Origin of the sequence: Tissierella sp. P1 (assembly GCF_002266425.1) — a bacterium.
In the GTDB taxonomy this organism is placed as follows: Bacteria; Bacillota; Clostridia; order Tissierellales; family Tissierellaceae; genus Tissierella; species Tissierella carlieri.
The window spans coordinates 79,999-97,315 of record NZ_NPMN01000013.1 but is presented as its reverse complement, the minus strand read 5'-3'; the positions used below and the strand labels follow the sequence as shown (position 1 = coordinate 97,315).

Below are 17,317 nucleotides of genomic sequence, written 5' to 3'. Positions count from 1 at the left end.
CAGCTATTTATGAAGTAATTTTATAGCCTCTTCTCCTAAAACTCTCATATTAATCTTTTGTTTTAAAGCCGCCATATTTTTCTTATATATACCAATTTCTCCTGTATTATCGGCTAAATCTTTTATAATAGAATATAAGCTATCCATATCTAAAGCAATAATACCAATAGAGTTTTGGGCTATAAATTTAGCATTCTCTAGCTCCTGCCCTAACTTAGGATTGTAAACAACTAGTGGAAGTTCTGAAGCAATAGCCTCAAACACAGTGATTCCACCAGGTTTAGTTACTAATATATCTGATTGAGCCATTAAAGAAGCTACTTCATCAGTATAGCCAATAGGTATAACTCTTTCCATGTCCATTTCTACTAGTTTTACCAATAATTCTCTATTTTTTCCCGTTAATACTATAGTGGTTACTTTACCAAGTTCATTGAATCTACGATAAAATTCTTGATCTTCTGGTAATAGCCCCACCCCTCCACCCATGACCATAATAATTAAATGATCCTTAGGCAGGTTTAATGATGATATACCTTTTTCCTTTATTAAAAACTCTTTTCTAAGGGGTATACCCGTTACAATTATCTTTTGTTTCTCAATACCTTTTTCTATTATCTTATTTTTTACATATTCTGTAGCTACAAAATATTTAGAACAGTTAGGTGCAATCCATTCCCATCCATGAACTACATCTGTAATACATGTAATTAATGGCATAGAAAAAAAACCTTTTTCTTTTAAATTTGAAATATAGTGTGAAGCCGTAGGAAAAGTTGAAATTATCATTTTAGGCTTAACATCTAATAAATATTTTTTTAATCTATTTAAATTATACTTATAAAAAAATTTATCTGTATATAAATGTTCATTTTGGCTTTTTTTATAGTAAAAACTATTATATATCTCAGGACTTTTCTTTACTAAATCTATATAGAATTTATACATATTCTTAGATAGCTTAGGCATCAAAATTTGAAAAACATCTACAATTTCTATGTTTATGGAAGAATCCATATCTAATATATGTTCTTTAATTCCTTTGGCTACACTTATGTGACCTAGTCCAAATTTTGACGTCAAGATTAATATATCTATATTACCCGCCATAGACAGTACCTAATCTATAGTTGTAGTCTTGTATTAGTTTTTCTCCCAGTTTAAAAACCTTATCTAGGGAAAATTGTTGAGATAATTTTTCCATTCTTTTTCTCATCGCCTTTAAAATCTCAGGATTATCCATAACGGTCTCTATAGTTGCCTTTATATTATTTTCCTCTACATAGATTGCCAAGCCTTCTTTTACTAAGAAGTTTAAATTTTCTTTTTCCTGCCCTGGTATATAATATGGTGATATTATGGGAAGCCTTTTTGCTATAGCTTCAGATATTGTTAACCCTCCAGGTTTAGTTATAATAACATCAGAAGTTTCCATTAAGTAAGGAATTTCATTTGTAAATCCATATAACTCAATCCTTCCAGCATTAATTAAATCAAGATAATGATTTTCTATTGAGTTTCTTAATTGATTATTATTTCCACAAACCACTACAATATGAAAATTTCTTTCTAAAGATACGATATTTTGTAATACTGTTTTCATATTTTTTAGTCCCAAACTGCCTGCCATTAATAAAACTTGAAAACTTTCTTTTTTAATTTTCTCATACCTAGAATCTTTAAAGAATTCCCTTTTAATAGGTATGCCATAAGAATAAATTTTATCTCTCGACATCCCCCGTCTTTCTAAAGTTTTATTTGTATAGGCACTTCCAGTAATGTAGGCATCTACATTTGAATTTATATAAATATAGTGTGCTTCATAATCTGTAACTACAGAAATAAAAGGAATATTAATCATTTTATTGTCTTTCAAATGTCCTACAACACTTACTACAAAAGCATGAGTTCCTATAATTAAATCTGGATCTTCTTGCAAAATAGTATGGTAGATTTTTTGTGCCGCTATTTTAGTAAAAGATTTTGTGACAAACTTATTGATAATTTCATTATTACTAATCTCATAAATACTACCGTAAAAATTAGGAAATTTATTAATAAGAATTTTATAAAAATCCATAAAAATAGTCTCTGATACTTTATTTATCTCCTTTAATATATCTACTTTTTTTACTTTATAACCTCTCTTTGTAAATTCCCCCTCTAAAGATGATGCAGCTTCATTATGACCGCCACCTGTAGCAGCAGTAAATATTAAAACCTTATCCATAATTAATCCCCCTATTTAGATGTTTTAAGTCATTTTTCGAGATATTTTTAAATCATCATTTAATTTTACAATATCACGCCTATATTAATATAACGTTAATTATAGATTAAAACTTCCTAATTCTTTATATATTTTTATTTTTTATGTATCAGTGTACTATCTTCATAGTACACCAATACTGCAATGTTTGTCAACTATTAAAATATATTGTAGATATTTAATAAATTCTCAAATAATTTTTATCAATGAAAAAACAGAAGAAACTCCTATTCTCTAAGGGGGCTTCTCCTGTTTTTTCTTTAATTTCCAATACTAACTTCAATTGCAATAGTAAGTGCCTTTACAATATAATCCAATGACATACTAGGTGCCATCCTCTTATCTATAACCTGTTCTGGTATATATGGTATATGAATAAATCCACCTTTTATATTTTTGTATTTCTTGTCTATATTATAGAGTAAGCTATACATAATATGATTACATACATAAGTACCCGCTGAATTAGATATTTCTGCTGGGATTTTATTTTCTTTTAGTTTATTCACTATTTCCTTTATTGGTAATGTCGAAAAATAAGCTGCATCACTGCCTTCAAATATAGGTTTATCTATAGGCTGATTTCCTTCATTGTCTGGTATACCTGCATCATCAATATTTATAGCTACCCTCTCAACACTTATCTTATCTCTTCCACCTGCTTGCCCAACGCAGATAACTATATCTGTCTATCTTCTTCCAACGCCATTTCTAATATTTCTTTAGATTTCATAAATACAGTAGGTAGTTCTAACTTAAGTATTTCAGCCCCTAATATCTCTTCTTTTAACATCTTAACCCCTTCCAGAGCTGGATTTATTGCTTCTCCTCCAAAGGGTTCAAATCCCGTAACTAGCACTTTCAAAATATCCCCGCCTTTCATTTTATTTCCCTAATACTAACATTATAACTTTTTCTATCTATTTTTAGGTTAAGCTTTCTTATTTTATTAAATTCAAATCTATTTCTATCTATTATATCTTTAATTTCATTAAATGTATTTTCATATTCTTTATATATCTGATGAGCCTCCTCAAGAGACACCTTTTTAAATCTAATTAAACTCCCTATTCCCATCTGACCTAGTTTTGATAGGTCTGGAGTTATTACTGTCGCTATCTTAGTATATCCTCCAGTAGTAGCTCTATCAGCCATCATAATTATTGGAGATCCATGGCCTGGGACCTGAATAGAGCCGAAGACTATGCCATCAGAAATAATATCTGCATCCTTTTTATGAATAATCTTAGGTCCATCTAATCTATAACCCATCCTATCAGCTTCAGAAGTAATAGTATATTTTGAATTAAGGAAAGCTCCTATAGCATCATCAGTGAAATAATTATCCTGTGGTCCCATAATTACTCTAATGGTTTCTTCTTTTTTATATATAGGAAGAAATTTTTGAGGTAGATAACTTCCTGAATTATGTAAATCTCTAGAGCCTAGTTTTATATTATCTCCACTATCTAATTTTCTTCCTTTATATCCTCCCAATCCACCTCTAGTAAAAGTAGATTTACTCCCCATTATATCTGGAACATTAATTCCTCTACTAAAAGCAATATAAGTTCTTACACCACTGACTAATCCAGAAAAACTAAGAATATCTCCAGCCTTAATTAAAAGACTAGTCCACATAGGTACACTTTCTCCATTAATCTTTGGATTCATATCTGCACCAGTAATACTAATTATTTCATCACAATAAAAAATAATCTCCGGTCCTGAGAAAGTAGTTTCTAGAGTTTCCGAATACTGATGATTTCCCACCAAGATATTAGCAGCTCTAGCAGCAAAATCATCCATAACTCCAGCTACAGGTATGCCAAATCTTTCGTATCCCCATCTTCCTTTATCCTGAATTGTAGTGAAAATCCCTGGTTTTATAATCTTAATTTTTTCCATGATTACTACCTTCTTTAACGATAATATTCACCTTATACTGATTTTTGTTAATCAAATCTTGTATTCTTAAATATTCTTTTTCTCCGATAGGGACAAATCTTAAATAATCTCCCGCATTTAATAATACAGGAGGACTTTCTAGTGGATCATAGAGTTTTATAGGGGTACGTCCTATGAGCTGCCATCCTCCAGGACTATCTATAGGATAAATTCCCGTTTGTTTGCCTGCTATGCCAGTGGAACCAGCGGGTATTTTAGTCCTTGGGACCTGAAGCCTTGGAGTCTCTATTCTTTCATCCATCCCCCTAGATATCCAAATCCAGGGGTAAATCCCAACATATATACAAGATAATCTGTAGAACTGTGTATTTTAATAACTTCCTCTACAGTAAGATTATTATGATTTGCTACGAATTCAATATCTGGACCATATTCTCCACCATAAGCAGTAGGAATTTCAATAATTCTAACTTCTTCCGAATCAATATTACTTAAAGACTTTTCTATTTCCTTTAAGCTATCGATCAAATCCTTATAATCTATCACCATAGGATCATATATTATCTGTATTGATCTATAGGTAGGAACTATATCAATAATTCCTATTATATTTGACTCATCAATAGCCTTAACCATACTACGAACCTTAGCATTAATCTCTGGGCTGATACTGTTCCCAAATTCGACTATTATAGCCTTGTCCCCTGCAATAATATACCTTACATTTTCATACATAAGCTCCACCAACTTTTATATAAATTCGCTTAGACTTTTAATTTGAATTCCATCTTTAATTAAACTCTCTCTAATATATCTCACAAAATCAACAGCCATTGGATTATCACCATGAACACATACGGAATCTGCAACTATAGATACTTTCTTGCCGCTTATTGTAGTCACCTTTCCTTCTAAAACCATATCTTTTATTCTTCTAAAAGCCTCTTCCTTATCATGGATAAAAGCACCAGGTAATCTTCTATTAACTAAGGTCCCATCATCATTATAACCCCTATCGGCAAATACTTCTTGGGCAACCCTTAGACCTCTTTCTTGAGCAAGTTTAGCTATATAACTACCACTTAGAGCAAGAAGTATAATATCCTTGTCCACATCTAGAATACCCTTAATTATTGCCTCCGCTATTTCCTCCTTAACGGATGCTGTATTATAGAATGCCCCATGAAGCTTCATATGTTGAACCTTACCGCCGTTTGCCTTAGCAAAAGCACTTAATGCCCCCAACTGATAAATCATATAAGCTCTGGCTTCCTTTGGACTAATATCCATATTTCTCCTGCCAAAGCCCATTAAATCAGGATAACCCGGATGTGCTCCTATGGCTACATTATTATTTATGGCCTCCCTTACAGTGTGTTCCATAATCAACGGATCACCTGCATGCCATCCGCAGGCAATATTAACAGAAGTCACATATTTAATTACCTCTTCATCCATACCTAAATTGTAAGAGCCAAAGCTTTCACCAATATCAGAGTTTAAATCTACAATACCATTCATAATAACATCTCCTCATTAACTTGATATCACAATTAAAAACCCTCTGTTTTATAGTAACAGAAGGCTTTAGTATTTTCAATATAGCCCCGTAGATCTGGGATGGTATTTTTATATCACTCAAACCACTGCAAAATTCTCAATATTTTATATCAGTTTAAATCCACTTCTTAATGTTTCCGTAGCTTTATCCTATGTCCTTTAAGAGACACAACTCTTATTCCTCTATTCTTTCTTTCATCACTGCTAGTAGTTTTCCTAATCCCATTTTTAAACAATAATTACTTTACAACTCATGCTACTGCCATATTCATTTTCTATAAACACCCAAACAACATTACCTTTGGCTTCTAATATCTCGTAAATATACTTTGAATACTCCCTATCTATGTATCCTATCTTTTTATCTTCTAGTGTAAATATTCCTATAGCGAATTCATCATGTAGATTGTCTCTTTCATGTTTAATTAATAAAGGATCACCTTCTATTAACTTTATTGTCTCATATAGTCCATATCCTTTAATACTGATTGACAATATCTGGGTATATTCATTAACATCTTGTAAGAATAAATTCTTAAATATCTTCCACTGCTCCAATTCGTGAGAACTTATTAATACACCTAAATTTTCTATGTTAACAAGATTTGCATATTTTGTCCATTCATAAAAATATTCAGGAATAACTATATCCATTTTGCTATGCAGACTGAAAGTTTTCACAGCCTTTATTAAAAGTTCTCTTTCATAAAGACCACTCTCCATTATTTCAACCATCCCCTTATCTTCTACTCCAAACTTACAATAAGCTGGGATGTTGCAAAAATCATCAAATATTCTAAAGCTATTCCATTTAGTTATAGTTTCTAGGTTTTCTACAAATAAAGCATCATATAACTGATAAACTAAACTAAAATACCAAGCCCCTTTATAAATAATTTCTTGGTCTATGAAGTCTACACATTTATCGAAATTTCCATTGAAAAACTTATTACATATTGTTGCATAATTGTCCATAAAAATCCAACTATTTAAACAATTATATATAAATTCTCCATTATAATTAGTTTTGAATTCTGGCAATTCTATTATTTCATTAATTAATTGAATAAATTTAGGATTCAGTTTTCTATTTTCAAATACATAATCTAATTCTTCATCTAAATTATTAATAACCGCATAATATATACCAATAGCAGTGTCAATACTCAATCCTGAGTTTTTCAATATTTTCTTAATAGTAATATTATCGACTAAATCAATCTTATTCCTTATATTAACAACCATTTCTTTTGTATGGAATATTAACTTTTCTTTTTCTTCATGTCTAGCATCTACACTATAAAATAGTGATTCTATTATCTTTAAATAGTCCTCATCAGTTTGAAGTAAGTTATTTTCAGTTAAATCAAAAATAACGGAGTTATATATCCTAATAATTTCCTTTTCACTTTCATCTAATTCGCTCTCTTCCTTTTCCAACACTTCTAACAATTTTTTCACTGAACTATCTATAATAATAGAACTTAAATCTTTATACAAGTAATTATCTCTCATACGAAAAATACGTTTTTCATGACTTTTAACATCATATACAGGATTTAATTTAATTGGTAATACTACATACCCTTCAGTTTCTCTCATAGCCCTACCCGCTCTACCAACTAAATTCTCTATCTCTTCTAAGTTCATTTCATTACTTCCTGCATATAAACTCCCTAATATGATAGCTGATATTGGAAAATTTAATCCTTGCGCTAAAGTAGATGTAGCTGCAAGCACTTTTATAATACCATCTTTAAATGCTATTTCTATAATTCTTTTCACATTATTAGGTAGTCTTTTATGATGAAAAGCAAAACCCAATCTTATAGATTCAACTAAATAATGATCATATCCTATTGTTAGGGCTACATAGTTAGCGATATCATTCAACTTTTCTTTTTCATAACCAGACAATAATATCTTTCTTTCAAACATATTTAAACAAAACGATTTGAACCAACTAGTATTTGGTATATATACCAGAACATTGCCAATATTAGAAAACTTCTCTGCTAAATCAGCACAAAAATTCAGATTTTTATATAATTTGCTTTTGCATGTTACATGTCTTGTTATGCTAGGAAATTTTATATTTCCATACCTATTATTTGGATAAAATATTCTTATTCCACTTTCTATTAATTCATCATAATGTCCTCGTTTGGGGCTTTCATAATTATTTAAATAATGACCAATTATCTTTATTTGTTTCGTTGGTCTGCAGTCAGTATTAGAATATTCTCTTGTGATATCTGTTCCTATCCATTCCTTAAACTTCAATACATTAGGTAGTACTGCTGATAGAAATAACATCTTAGGCTCATTTCCTAAATTCATCAACTTTATTTTTGCTACTACAAATTCTAATAATAGTCCTCTAGATCCTGATGAAATGTTATGGAATTCGTCAAATACAAAAAGTTTACATCTTTTAATATAATCGTCTTCTTTTCTTATTAGGGAATCGAGCTTTTCTTGTGTTATAATCAATACCTTAGAATCTTCAATCTTATTTTTTTCAATATCAGGACTTAAGACATCATATCCTGACACTAAAGCATCTACATCAATATTTAATCTTTTAAACATTGAACTTAAATCTTGCTTAACCTGACTTAATAGCGCATTTGTTGGTACAACATATATACAAGTATTATCTTTATATTCTTGCAATACTTTTAGAATGCATATCTGAGCAATTAAACTCTTTCCTGAGCTTGTAGGTATATTTACAATATTATTTGTATTAATATCTAATAGATTGTTGTTAATGATTTCAATTTGATGAGACCATAACTCATAAGTTGGTTTACGTTTGCTTCCGATTAATGACTTTATTGAATCCTCTCGTAGATGCTCTCCCAAAACATACCATAATGATTTATTTATTGTCATATGTATGCACTCTTGAATTTTTTTGATGATCCATATTTCTCTATAGTAGTTATTTGTTAAGGCCAACTCATATGTTTTTTCTAAATTAAGTTTTATATCTTCGATAATTTTTTCTTCGCCTGTATTGAGATATATAATAGTTCTATATATCTCTTTGATAATATTATTTAAAATATGATATTTAATATTCTTTGTATTAACTATCATTCTTCTGGCAATTTCCTTTTCATCAATGCTTAAGACTCCATAATTTTTAGAAAGAAAAGCTAATATTGCATAAAAGTATATTTCTTCACCATAAAGATCTTCAATATTAAGATGATATTTACGAAAGATCACATATGCTTTAGAAGGATTATCTCCTAATGCTGCACAACTTATGGCTATTAGTAGCAATTCTAAATATCCGTTCTTAAATTCTTCAAATCTCAATTTATAAATTTTACACAATTGTTCAAATAAATTTAAGCTAATATCAAATAAATCCCGTTTTGTTTGAGAATCTATAGCTTTTTCAAACATTTCATCAGTAGCTAAATCAAATAAAAACAGCCCTATTTCTTTTAGCTTCTTTATTTCATCTTCATCTATAGTGAAAGCTTCTTTATCTTCCACTTGAAGATAATATTTGAGAAGTAAAAAATGAATATTATTAATTTTATTAATTAACTCTATTCTACCTTGATATTTATGTAAGCTTTTGCATATATTATCAATTGTAATTAAATCCCTCATTTTACTCTCTCCCTAGTATGTTGTTAGTACTTATTTCAAACTGCTTTATGTAGTTATCTAAATCACTAACTGGTACAAATCTTACAATTTTTTCAGCATTTTCTGCATATGGCTGAGCAGTAAATAAATTTAGTGGTCTACCTGAATTATCTTTATACATTTTATTATATATATCTAAATCAAATGTCATTACTACACCAAATGATAAAAGAGAATCTTTTTTAACTGTTGAGAGTTTTATTTCTTTTATTCTTTCTTTATCTATAAAAGAATATTTATTATGTTCAGCTATATCTGATAGTTGTTGCAATATACCATGCACTTCTATGTTTGAAAAATCATTATTTCTGACCTCATCAGCTCTTGAGGATGGTCTATCTGTAGTACATTTTGAGCTCCAGATCCTTAATATTACTTTATCTCCAGATTCATTTCTTAATTCCCATCTATCAGGCCCTTGTTCTGATGAATTACCTCTTTTTAAAGGCAAAAAATAAATAGGACTAGCATCAAAAGTTTCACATAACCATGTGGCAATGGTCTCTCCTAAAAGTCCCTTTATATTATTATCTTTATTAGAGTTATTCCATATTGAATCAAATATTTCATTTACAGTTTTTCTAAACTCAGGTATTATATTCCCTATGGTAATATCTTTTGTACTATCTATTAATAAATCCCTACCTACATGTTTTTCAATAAAATATTTATTTAATGCTTCTTTAAATTCTTCCATCTTCTGTATCTTTTCTTTATCTGAACTTTTTATTAAGTAGTCAAATCTAATATAATATTCTTTTAATTCATCTTTTATATGTGGTTCTAACCAGTTATCCAAACCAATTCCCCCTTAGTTTGTCATAAGTTTATATGAACATTAGCTTTATTGATGCCATTTAAATTAAACTATGATTTCATCTTTTAATATAACTATACGATTCATATTCGCCTTTTCTGATATTCTATTCAATTAATTAATTTAATAATATTCCTCCCTGGATATCAGTCAAAGCGCATAAGTCTCTATTATTATAGAATCATTACGTTTTGCTAGATTTTTTAATTTACATTTGCATTTTTTTCTTTTCTAACTTATAATTTCTTTGATAGTTAACCATTAAAATTAATTTTATGTACTCAGTAAATCCGATTTCCTGTGACCATATAGGTGTTCTTACAAATGTACATCAATTTTAGAAACATACTTAAAAATCTTACAATAAAAACAATTATAAAAATTTATTAAATATAATTTTAAAATTAGATAATTCAATTTTAAATAATTATTCTGACGTTATAAATCTGCACCTTTTTCTATTTACTATAGATTAACTATCAGCGTAATAAATTTTATTGTATTTGATTTTAATTATAACCCCCTTATATATAATGCCAATACTATTTTTTTATATCAGCTTAAATTTATCATTTTATTTCAAGTTATATACCACTAATATCAGGATACCATATCTTTACAATATATCCAACAAAACGACTTAAGTATACAAAATATTCAAGTAACTTCTTCGACTTATATACAAATAATTAGTCCATCTTATAGTTAAAAAATCAGAGCTAATTAAATTATAGAATCAAATGTCCCGAAACTTATTATAGGAAAAACCGAGCTTTCATATTTAAAAAATAGTTGGTTCATCTAAGAATAAAATACCAGGATTATACATAATTGCTATTGCAATCTTTAACCGCTACTACACCGATCTTTCTACGAGCCTTAGCAGGTTTTTTTACAAGAGATTCCCCAGCGATTAAAATCTCACCAGAGGTAGATCTCTTCTGTGTCGTAAGCATACTGATAGTAGTACTTTTACCTGCACCATTTGCTCCTAAAAATCCAAACATCTCTTCTTGCCTTACATTAAAGTTTATTCCTTTTACAACTTTGATCTTTCGACCTTTATCTAATGTGAATTCTTTCTTTAATTTTATTACTTCTAAAATATTTTTTGACATCATCTAGCTCCTTTCTTGATTAGATTTATTTCACAATTTAAGTTTTGTAGTAATTTTAATTGCTTAGCGCCCCACCAAAACTGATATGATACTTCCAAAGTAGACAGTTTAATTAATTAAAATTAGATTATCTACTTGGAGGTATTTTTTATGGGAAGAAAACCGAAGTATAGTAAAGAAGTAAAAATTAAAGCGTGTGAAGATTATGAGAAAGGTCATGGTAGTTTTAGTGATATTGCTGAAATGATTGGAACCGAAAAGTCAGTAGTCCGTAGATGGTATCTAAGATATAAAGAACATGGATCTAGTGCATTTGAAACCTCAAATAAAAATAATTCGTATGGTAAAGAGTTTAAGTTGTCAGTAATAGAGGAATATACTTTATGCAAATACTCAATGGCAAACTTAGCTGCTAAATATAATATTTCCGTAGGAGTTATCGGTAACTGGGTTAATAAATGGTATAATGGTATAGAAATAAAGGATTATGATCCTAAAGGAGATGTCTATACCATGAAGTCTAGAAAAACTACATTTGAAGAGAGATTAGAAATAGTAAAATGGGTTATTGAAAATGATATGAGCTACAAAGATGCAGCTGATAAGTATTCAATTACTTATGCACTCGTATACAAATGGACAAGGGCATATATAGACAAGGGATCAGAAGCACTAAAGTATCAAAAACGTGGACCAAAGGCAAAGTCTGAAATTGATGAAAGCAATTTAACAGAAATAGAGAAGTTAAAGCTAGAGCTTGAAAAAGAAAAATCATTAAGAAAAAGAAGAGAATTTGAACTTGAAGTTCTTAAAAAAAAGAGGAATTCGAAAAGAAACTTCGCTCTCGAAAGTAAGACAGGAAGCAGAATACAAAACAGTAGACTTTTTTAAAGATAAAGGCTGTTCAGTAGCCAAGTTATGTGAAATTCTAGATGTTTCAAGAAGCGGATACTACAAACATAAAAATAGGGTTAAACCTGAAAAAGAAAAGCAAGATGAATTGCTATGTTCACTAATCAATGAATATCATTCAACTTTTGACGGAATTTTAGGGTATAGAAGGATGACCATGTTCATTAACAAACTAAATCATAAATCATTTTCAGAAGGATATATCCATAGACTTATGAATATTTTAGGTATTACAGCCAGAATTAGAAGAAAGAAGGTTAATCGTAAGAAAATAAAACCGGAATATACAAAAGAAAATATTTTATCAAGAGATTTTACCGCTAAGGCTCCTAATGAGAAATGGCTTACAGATGTAACTGAAGTCTCAGTTCTTGGAGACACAAGAAAGCTTTATTTAAGTTCAATTATGGATCTTTATGATAATAGTATTATTGAATATAAACTTTCCTTTAAGAACAATAATCATCTTATATTTAGCATGTTTGATAAAGCAATAAAAAAATATCCTGATGCAAAACCAATATTTCACAGTGATAGAGGGTTTCAATATACAGAAAATGCCTTTAAAAGTAAAATTGATGAAGCTGGAATGACTCAAAGTATGTCTAGAGTCGGTAAATGTATAGATAATGGGCCTATGGAAGGATTTTTTGGTACTTTAAAAACTGAAATGTATTATGGAAAAAAGTTTAAAACACTTGAAGAATTAAGAGGCAAAATAGTTGAATATATTAAATTTTACAATGAAAAAAGATTTCAAAAAAGACTAGGATGCATGGCTCCTTTAGAATATCGAAACCATGCATCCACATGTGCATAATATTTTAATTAAATTATCTGCCTACTTGACATGGGTCAGTTCAAACTGGAGGGGTGCTATGTTTTGATAATAACATCCTTTTTTTATATGCCAAATATTATTTTAACATTTTATCATATTCATATCCCATCTCTAATAATATACAAGCACAAATAAGGATGAAGTTTAGTTAAACTTCATCCTTATTTATATATTTAAAATATTAATATAACTATTATTTTCCTATTTCATGCTTTGTGGAACTTCATCCATAGTTCTTTCTTCAACATATAAATTCACGCTGTCTTTAAAAATATCTTTGTACTCTTCTAACTTTTCTTGTGCTTCTTTTTCTGAATTGTATTGACCTAGTTCATATAAATATGTCCCGTTGCTATCCTTCAATACTCTAAGATCTTCTATTTCAAATAATATTTCTTCAAGAATAGCAAATTCCTCTCCTCTTTCATAAGAGCCAGTTCTTATTGAATATATTTTTTGTTCTGAAACTTTTTCTGTATCCCTTGAAATTTGTACTTTCAAATAAGCAGGATTCTTATATTCCTCTACTTTGAAATCAACTGGTTGATTAAATACTATGTTAAATCTTTGTGCGGAATCATCTAAAGTCATCAATTCATAAACATCTTGGATATATTTACTCTTTTTTAGTTCTTCAAAATATTCACTAGCTGAAAGACCTCTTGCACCAGATATAGAAAATGTCATTGTATAAGGCGATTCCTTATAGTCTATATTGAAAGATGGGGCTATTTCTTGGTTTTCTTCACCAAATCCACTAAAATTTATTATGATAACATCAGAATCTTTTTCTTGGTCTAGAGATATAAAATCAACATCAATTCCATCGGTTATTTCGCCGCCTTGAGAACTCCCATTATTAAATTGAAGGATATTAACTAATGTTCCCAAAACAGGAATCCCTTCAAGGCTATTTGCAAAGGATGGGGAAATATTTACGCTTAAAGTAAATATTCCAACTGCCGCAGCTACTGATATAAAACTATTAATTATTCTTTTCTTATTTCTATTATTTTTTTTCATATAATTCTTCCCCCTTAATATTGAATTGCTAATTGTATCATCTAAAGCATTAGGTATTTTTATATCTGAATAAACCTTTTTTAAATCATCTGTGTTATTCTTCAAAATTTTCGCCCTCCTTAAGTTCTATTTTTAAAAGTTCAATTGCCTTATAAAGTCGAGTTTTTACTGTGCTTAAAGGAATATCTAGAATTTCGGCTATCTCCTTCAGTTTCAAGTCTTGAGAATATCTTAGTACTATCACAGCCTTATGGTTATAGTCCAACTTTTCTAGAGCTTCTTTTAAGTCTATATTTTCCAAAGCATCATTTTTATTATGATAAATATTTTCCATAGTATCATTATCCAGATATAAAATTTTCTTAGATTTCTTTATAAAGTTTATTGAACAATTTATAACTATACGAGTAAGCCATGTATTAAAATATTCTGGTTGTTTTAACTTACCTATTGATATATAAGCTTTATATACTGACTCTCCTACTATATCAAGTGCATCCTGTTCATTGTGCACATAACTATATGCCATTCTATATAAATCTTCTTTTTTGCTATTTATAAGGAGACCGAAACTTTCATCATCTCCCTTTACTGCTTTAAGAACTAATTTTTCCAGTGGAACCTCCTCCTTGCAAATAAAATATGAGCTCATTTTTATTATCTACTTATTAGACAACTATATATCCGAAAAAGTTTTATTAAATTATATTTTCCATATTATTACTCTTACATATGTATAGGTGATTCTTGTAAAGCAAAAAATAAAACAGACAGGAAAACCTGTCTGTTATAATACCTTATCCATTAAATTCAAGAAATTTTTATATCCTATCTTTTCTATATCTTCCTTTGAAAAACCTCTTTCTTGAAGCTTGAGTACTAAATTATTACCTTTAGAAATATCTTCTATGCCTACAGTACCTACATAAGGATCTTCAATAAAGGTATCTGAAGTATCATTTCCAATATACTCAAAGAAATCAAAGCCCAAAGCAATGTGATCAATCCCTATGAGATCTGCAATATGCTCTATATGATTTATTAAATAATCAACTGTCCTCTTCTCACGATCTAAATGTATAAACTCATTGAAAGCATTGATACCTACAATACCGCCTTTTTCTCCAATAGCTTTTATCTGATCGTCAGTAAGATTTCTTGGAACATTACACAATGCCCTTGAGTTAGAATGTGATGCAATAAAAGGCTTTGTTGTTACATTGTAAATATCCCAAAAGGTCTTATCATTAGCATGAGATACATCTAAAATAATTCCTAATGACTCCATTATCTTAATAGCATCTTTGCCCAAGATTGTAAGTCCTCTGCTTATGTCTCCCCTGGCACCTGTTGCTAAAGCATTTTGTTCATTCCATGTTAAACTGGCATGTCTAAAACCTAATTGATATAGAGTATAAATAGATTCTATATCCTCATCAATAGCATTTAATCCTTCTAATCCTAATAATATTGCAAGTTTATTTTCATTAGCAGCTTGATAAAAATTATCACTATTATATATGACTTTCAATATATCTTGATTTTCCCATATTTCACTGCTCATAGCTTTGATGCTTTCTAAAAGTCTTTCCTCTGGTCTTTCATCATGGGGAGGATCGATCCATATAACAAAGATGCCTCCAGCCATGTTCCCTTTTCTAAATCTTTCTAAATGATAATCTCTAATAATATTTTTTAAACCCATTTGTCTTTTTACAGTTACATCAGTCCATATGTCTCCGTGTATGTCAAATAACATAAGTTTCCTCCTAAGATAGTGCACAGGAAGCCCCGTGTACTAGTTTATAGATATTGTAATAAATTGCCCATGAATATTCCTAAATAATTTCCTATAATATATCCAAATACACCTGCTAACATAATAGGCCCTATTAGCTTATTCCAACCCTTAGCAATGGCCATAGCAACTGCCGTAGTAGGTCCACCAATATTAGCATTGGATGCAAGAAGAATTTCTTCTAAATTAAACTTAAATAATTTCCCTAATAATAAAGTAACTATCATATTTACAAGAACTATAATTCCTGTAAATACAAGAAGTAGAGGTGATCTAGTGAGTATTAATTGTAGTGAAGCTGGCACTCCTATAACAACTAAGAAGATATAGATTAAAAATGTTCCTATTTCTTGTGCACCATGAATACTAGACATAAAATTAGGCATATAAGTAGCTAAGAGCATGGTGAAAGTAGTTATAAGTAAATATTTATTACCCAAAAATCCATTAAATAAATTATAAATAAAATTACCAGTGGGTATTACTCTGCCTAAAATACTTGCTAATTCAGTGGAAACCCATACTATAGCGAAGGAAATAGCTACTGCAAAAGCTATATCTTTTAATGATATTTCTTTTCTTCCCCAATATTTAGCTGCTAGTGTCTCACCTTCAGCAGTATCTACATTACCTTCTACCTCATCCATATGAGGGTGTTTAAATTTCTTTTGGAAGAATGAAATTGATGGTATTGCTAACAATACAAAGAAATATACTGCCATTAATAGGTTATCAGCTACTGTCAGGGCAGAAATCCAGTCTCCAGATGTTCCAAAGGACTCAGCCATTGCCGCAAAATTTACTCCCCCACCAATATAAGATCCTGTCATCATTGCAGCCATTTTATATAGGTCAGGTATATGATTTCTTAAAAGCATAAAAGATACAAAAGTTCCTAAAAGAGTGCCTATAGAACTAAGTAAAAATATAATCATAATTCTTCCACTTTCACGCCAGATTTTCTTTATATTGGCATTAAATAATAGTAGAGGTATCCCTAGAGGAACTACATACCCCCATACAGCATCATATGTAGGTGCATCTGTAGGAATTACTTTGAAATTAGCTAATACCATAGCAATTATTAATCCAATTATTGCTCCTGTTACTTTAGACGCCCACTTATAGGTTTGTTCAAGATAAATACTTATGGCTGCTATACCAACTAATATTGTCCATAGAGCCCAAGTGTTATCTGCATTAATTAATGTACCCATATTATTCCCCCTAATTTAATTTTTAGAAATTTCTTTCTTGTCATATAATACAATATATTATAAATAAATTCAATATATTAAATTTAAATTTAATATATTGAATTTATTTATAAGTTTTTTATGTTAAAATATAGATAAAATTAACAATGGGGGGTTTTTAACTTTGAACATAGATATAGACA

13 protein-coding genes and 2 pseudogenes are annotated in these 17,317 nt (G+C 29.5%); 2 read left to right on the top strand and 13 right to left on the bottom strand.

Annotation, left to right across the window (positions count from 1 at the left end; translation table 11 throughout):
• Positions 1-3 precede the first annotated feature (3 nt).
• From CIW83_RS11055 to CIW83_RS11015, 9 genes and pseudogenes are all read right to left on the bottom strand, one after another.
• Positions 4-1,110, bottom strand: coding sequence for a glycosyltransferase (locus CIW83_RS11055; RefSeq protein WP_094901140.1), 1,107 nt, complete (start codon positions 1,108-1,110; stop codon positions 4-6).
• Positions 1,100-2,230: a glycosyltransferase gene (locus tag CIW83_RS11050; protein ID WP_094901138.1), complete on the bottom strand. Its 1,131-nt coding sequence runs from the start codon at positions 2,228-2,230 to the stop codon at positions 1,100-1,102. The genes CIW83_RS11055 and CIW83_RS11050 overlap by 11 nt, the downstream gene beginning before the upstream one ends.
• A gap of 299 nt (positions 2,231-2,529) precedes the next feature.
• A pseudogene (gene pcp / locus CIW83_RS11045) lies at positions 2,530-3,134 on the bottom strand (pyroglutamyl-peptidase I).
• A gap of 14 nt (positions 3,135-3,148) precedes the next feature.
• Complete coding sequence (locus CIW83_RS11040; RefSeq protein WP_094901136.1) at positions 3,149-4,177, bottom strand: biotin-dependent carboxyltransferase family protein; 1,029 nt, start codon at positions 4,175-4,177, stop codon at positions 3,149-3,151.
• Positions 4,164-4,912 (bottom strand): annotated as a pseudogene (pxpB, locus tag CIW83_RS11035) (5-oxoprolinase subunit PxpB). Before pxpB ends, CIW83_RS11040 begins: the two are co-directional and overlap by 14 nt.
• A 15-nt stretch (positions 4,913-4,927) precedes the next feature.
• Positions 4,928-5,698, bottom strand: a complete 771-nt coding sequence (locus CIW83_RS11030; RefSeq protein ID WP_094901134.1) for a LamB/YcsF family protein — start codon at positions 5,696-5,698, stop codon at positions 4,928-4,930.
• Between the two features lie 267 nt (positions 5,699-5,965).
• Complete coding sequence (locus tag CIW83_RS11025; RefSeq protein WP_094901132.1) at positions 5,966-9,370, bottom strand: DEAD/DEAH box helicase; 3,405 nt, start codon at positions 9,368-9,370, stop codon at positions 5,966-5,968.
• 1 nt (position 9,371) lies between these two features.
• Positions 9,372-10,208 (bottom strand): hypothetical protein, encoded by an 837-nt coding sequence (locus CIW83_RS11020; protein ID WP_094901130.1) that lies wholly within the window; start codon positions 10,206-10,208, stop codon positions 9,372-9,374.
• Positions 10,209-11,047: 839 nt separating this feature from the next.
• Positions 11,048-11,344, bottom strand: a complete 297-nt coding sequence (locus CIW83_RS11015) for an ATP-binding cassette domain-containing protein (RefSeq protein WP_201259812.1) — start codon at positions 11,342-11,344, stop codon at positions 11,048-11,050.
• Positions 11,345-11,494: 150 nt separating this feature from the next.
• Between CIW83_RS11015 and CIW83_RS11010 the strand changes: the two genes are divergently transcribed.
• Both CIW83_RS11010 and CIW83_RS11005 read left to right on the top strand, forming a co-directional pair.
• The gene (locus CIW83_RS11010; RefSeq protein ID WP_094901128.1) at positions 11,495-12,235 is read left to right on the top strand and encodes a helix-turn-helix domain-containing protein; all 741 of its coding nucleotides are present in this window, start codon (positions 11,495-11,497) and stop codon (positions 12,233-12,235) included.
• Positions 12,144-13,076, top strand: coding sequence for an IS3 family transposase (locus CIW83_RS11005; RefSeq protein ID WP_158220097.1), 933 nt, complete (start codon positions 12,144-12,146; stop codon positions 13,074-13,076). Before CIW83_RS11010 ends, CIW83_RS11005 begins: the two co-directional genes overlap by 92 nt.
• Positions 13,077-13,298: 222 nt before the next feature.
• Here CIW83_RS11005 and CIW83_RS11000 read toward each other — a convergent pair whose 3' ends face one another.
• The 4 genes from CIW83_RS11000 to CIW83_RS10985 all read right to left on the bottom strand — a co-directional run bounded on the left by CIW83_RS11000 (position 13,299) and on the right by CIW83_RS10985 (position 17,135).
• Positions 13,299-14,225, bottom strand: coding sequence for a DUF4179 domain-containing protein (locus CIW83_RS11000; protein WP_094901124.1), 927 nt, complete (start codon positions 14,223-14,225; stop codon positions 13,299-13,301).
• Positions 14,215-14,772 (bottom strand): sigma-70 family RNA polymerase sigma factor, encoded by a 558-nt coding sequence (locus tag CIW83_RS10995; RefSeq protein WP_094901122.1) that lies wholly within the window; start codon positions 14,770-14,772, stop codon positions 14,215-14,217. The genes CIW83_RS11000 and CIW83_RS10995 overlap by 11 nt, the downstream gene beginning before the upstream one ends.
• A gap of 135 nt (positions 14,773-14,907) precedes the next feature.
• Entirely contained in the window at positions 14,908-15,879 is a 972-nt protein-coding gene (locus tag CIW83_RS10990) for a dipeptidase (protein WP_094901120.1), read from the bottom strand.
• 44 nt (positions 15,880-15,923) lie between these two features.
• Positions 15,924-17,135 (bottom strand): DUF819 domain-containing protein, encoded by a 1,212-nt coding sequence (locus CIW83_RS10985; RefSeq protein WP_094901118.1) that lies wholly within the window; start codon positions 17,133-17,135, stop codon positions 15,924-15,926.
• Positions 17,136-17,317: the final 182 nt, after the last annotated feature.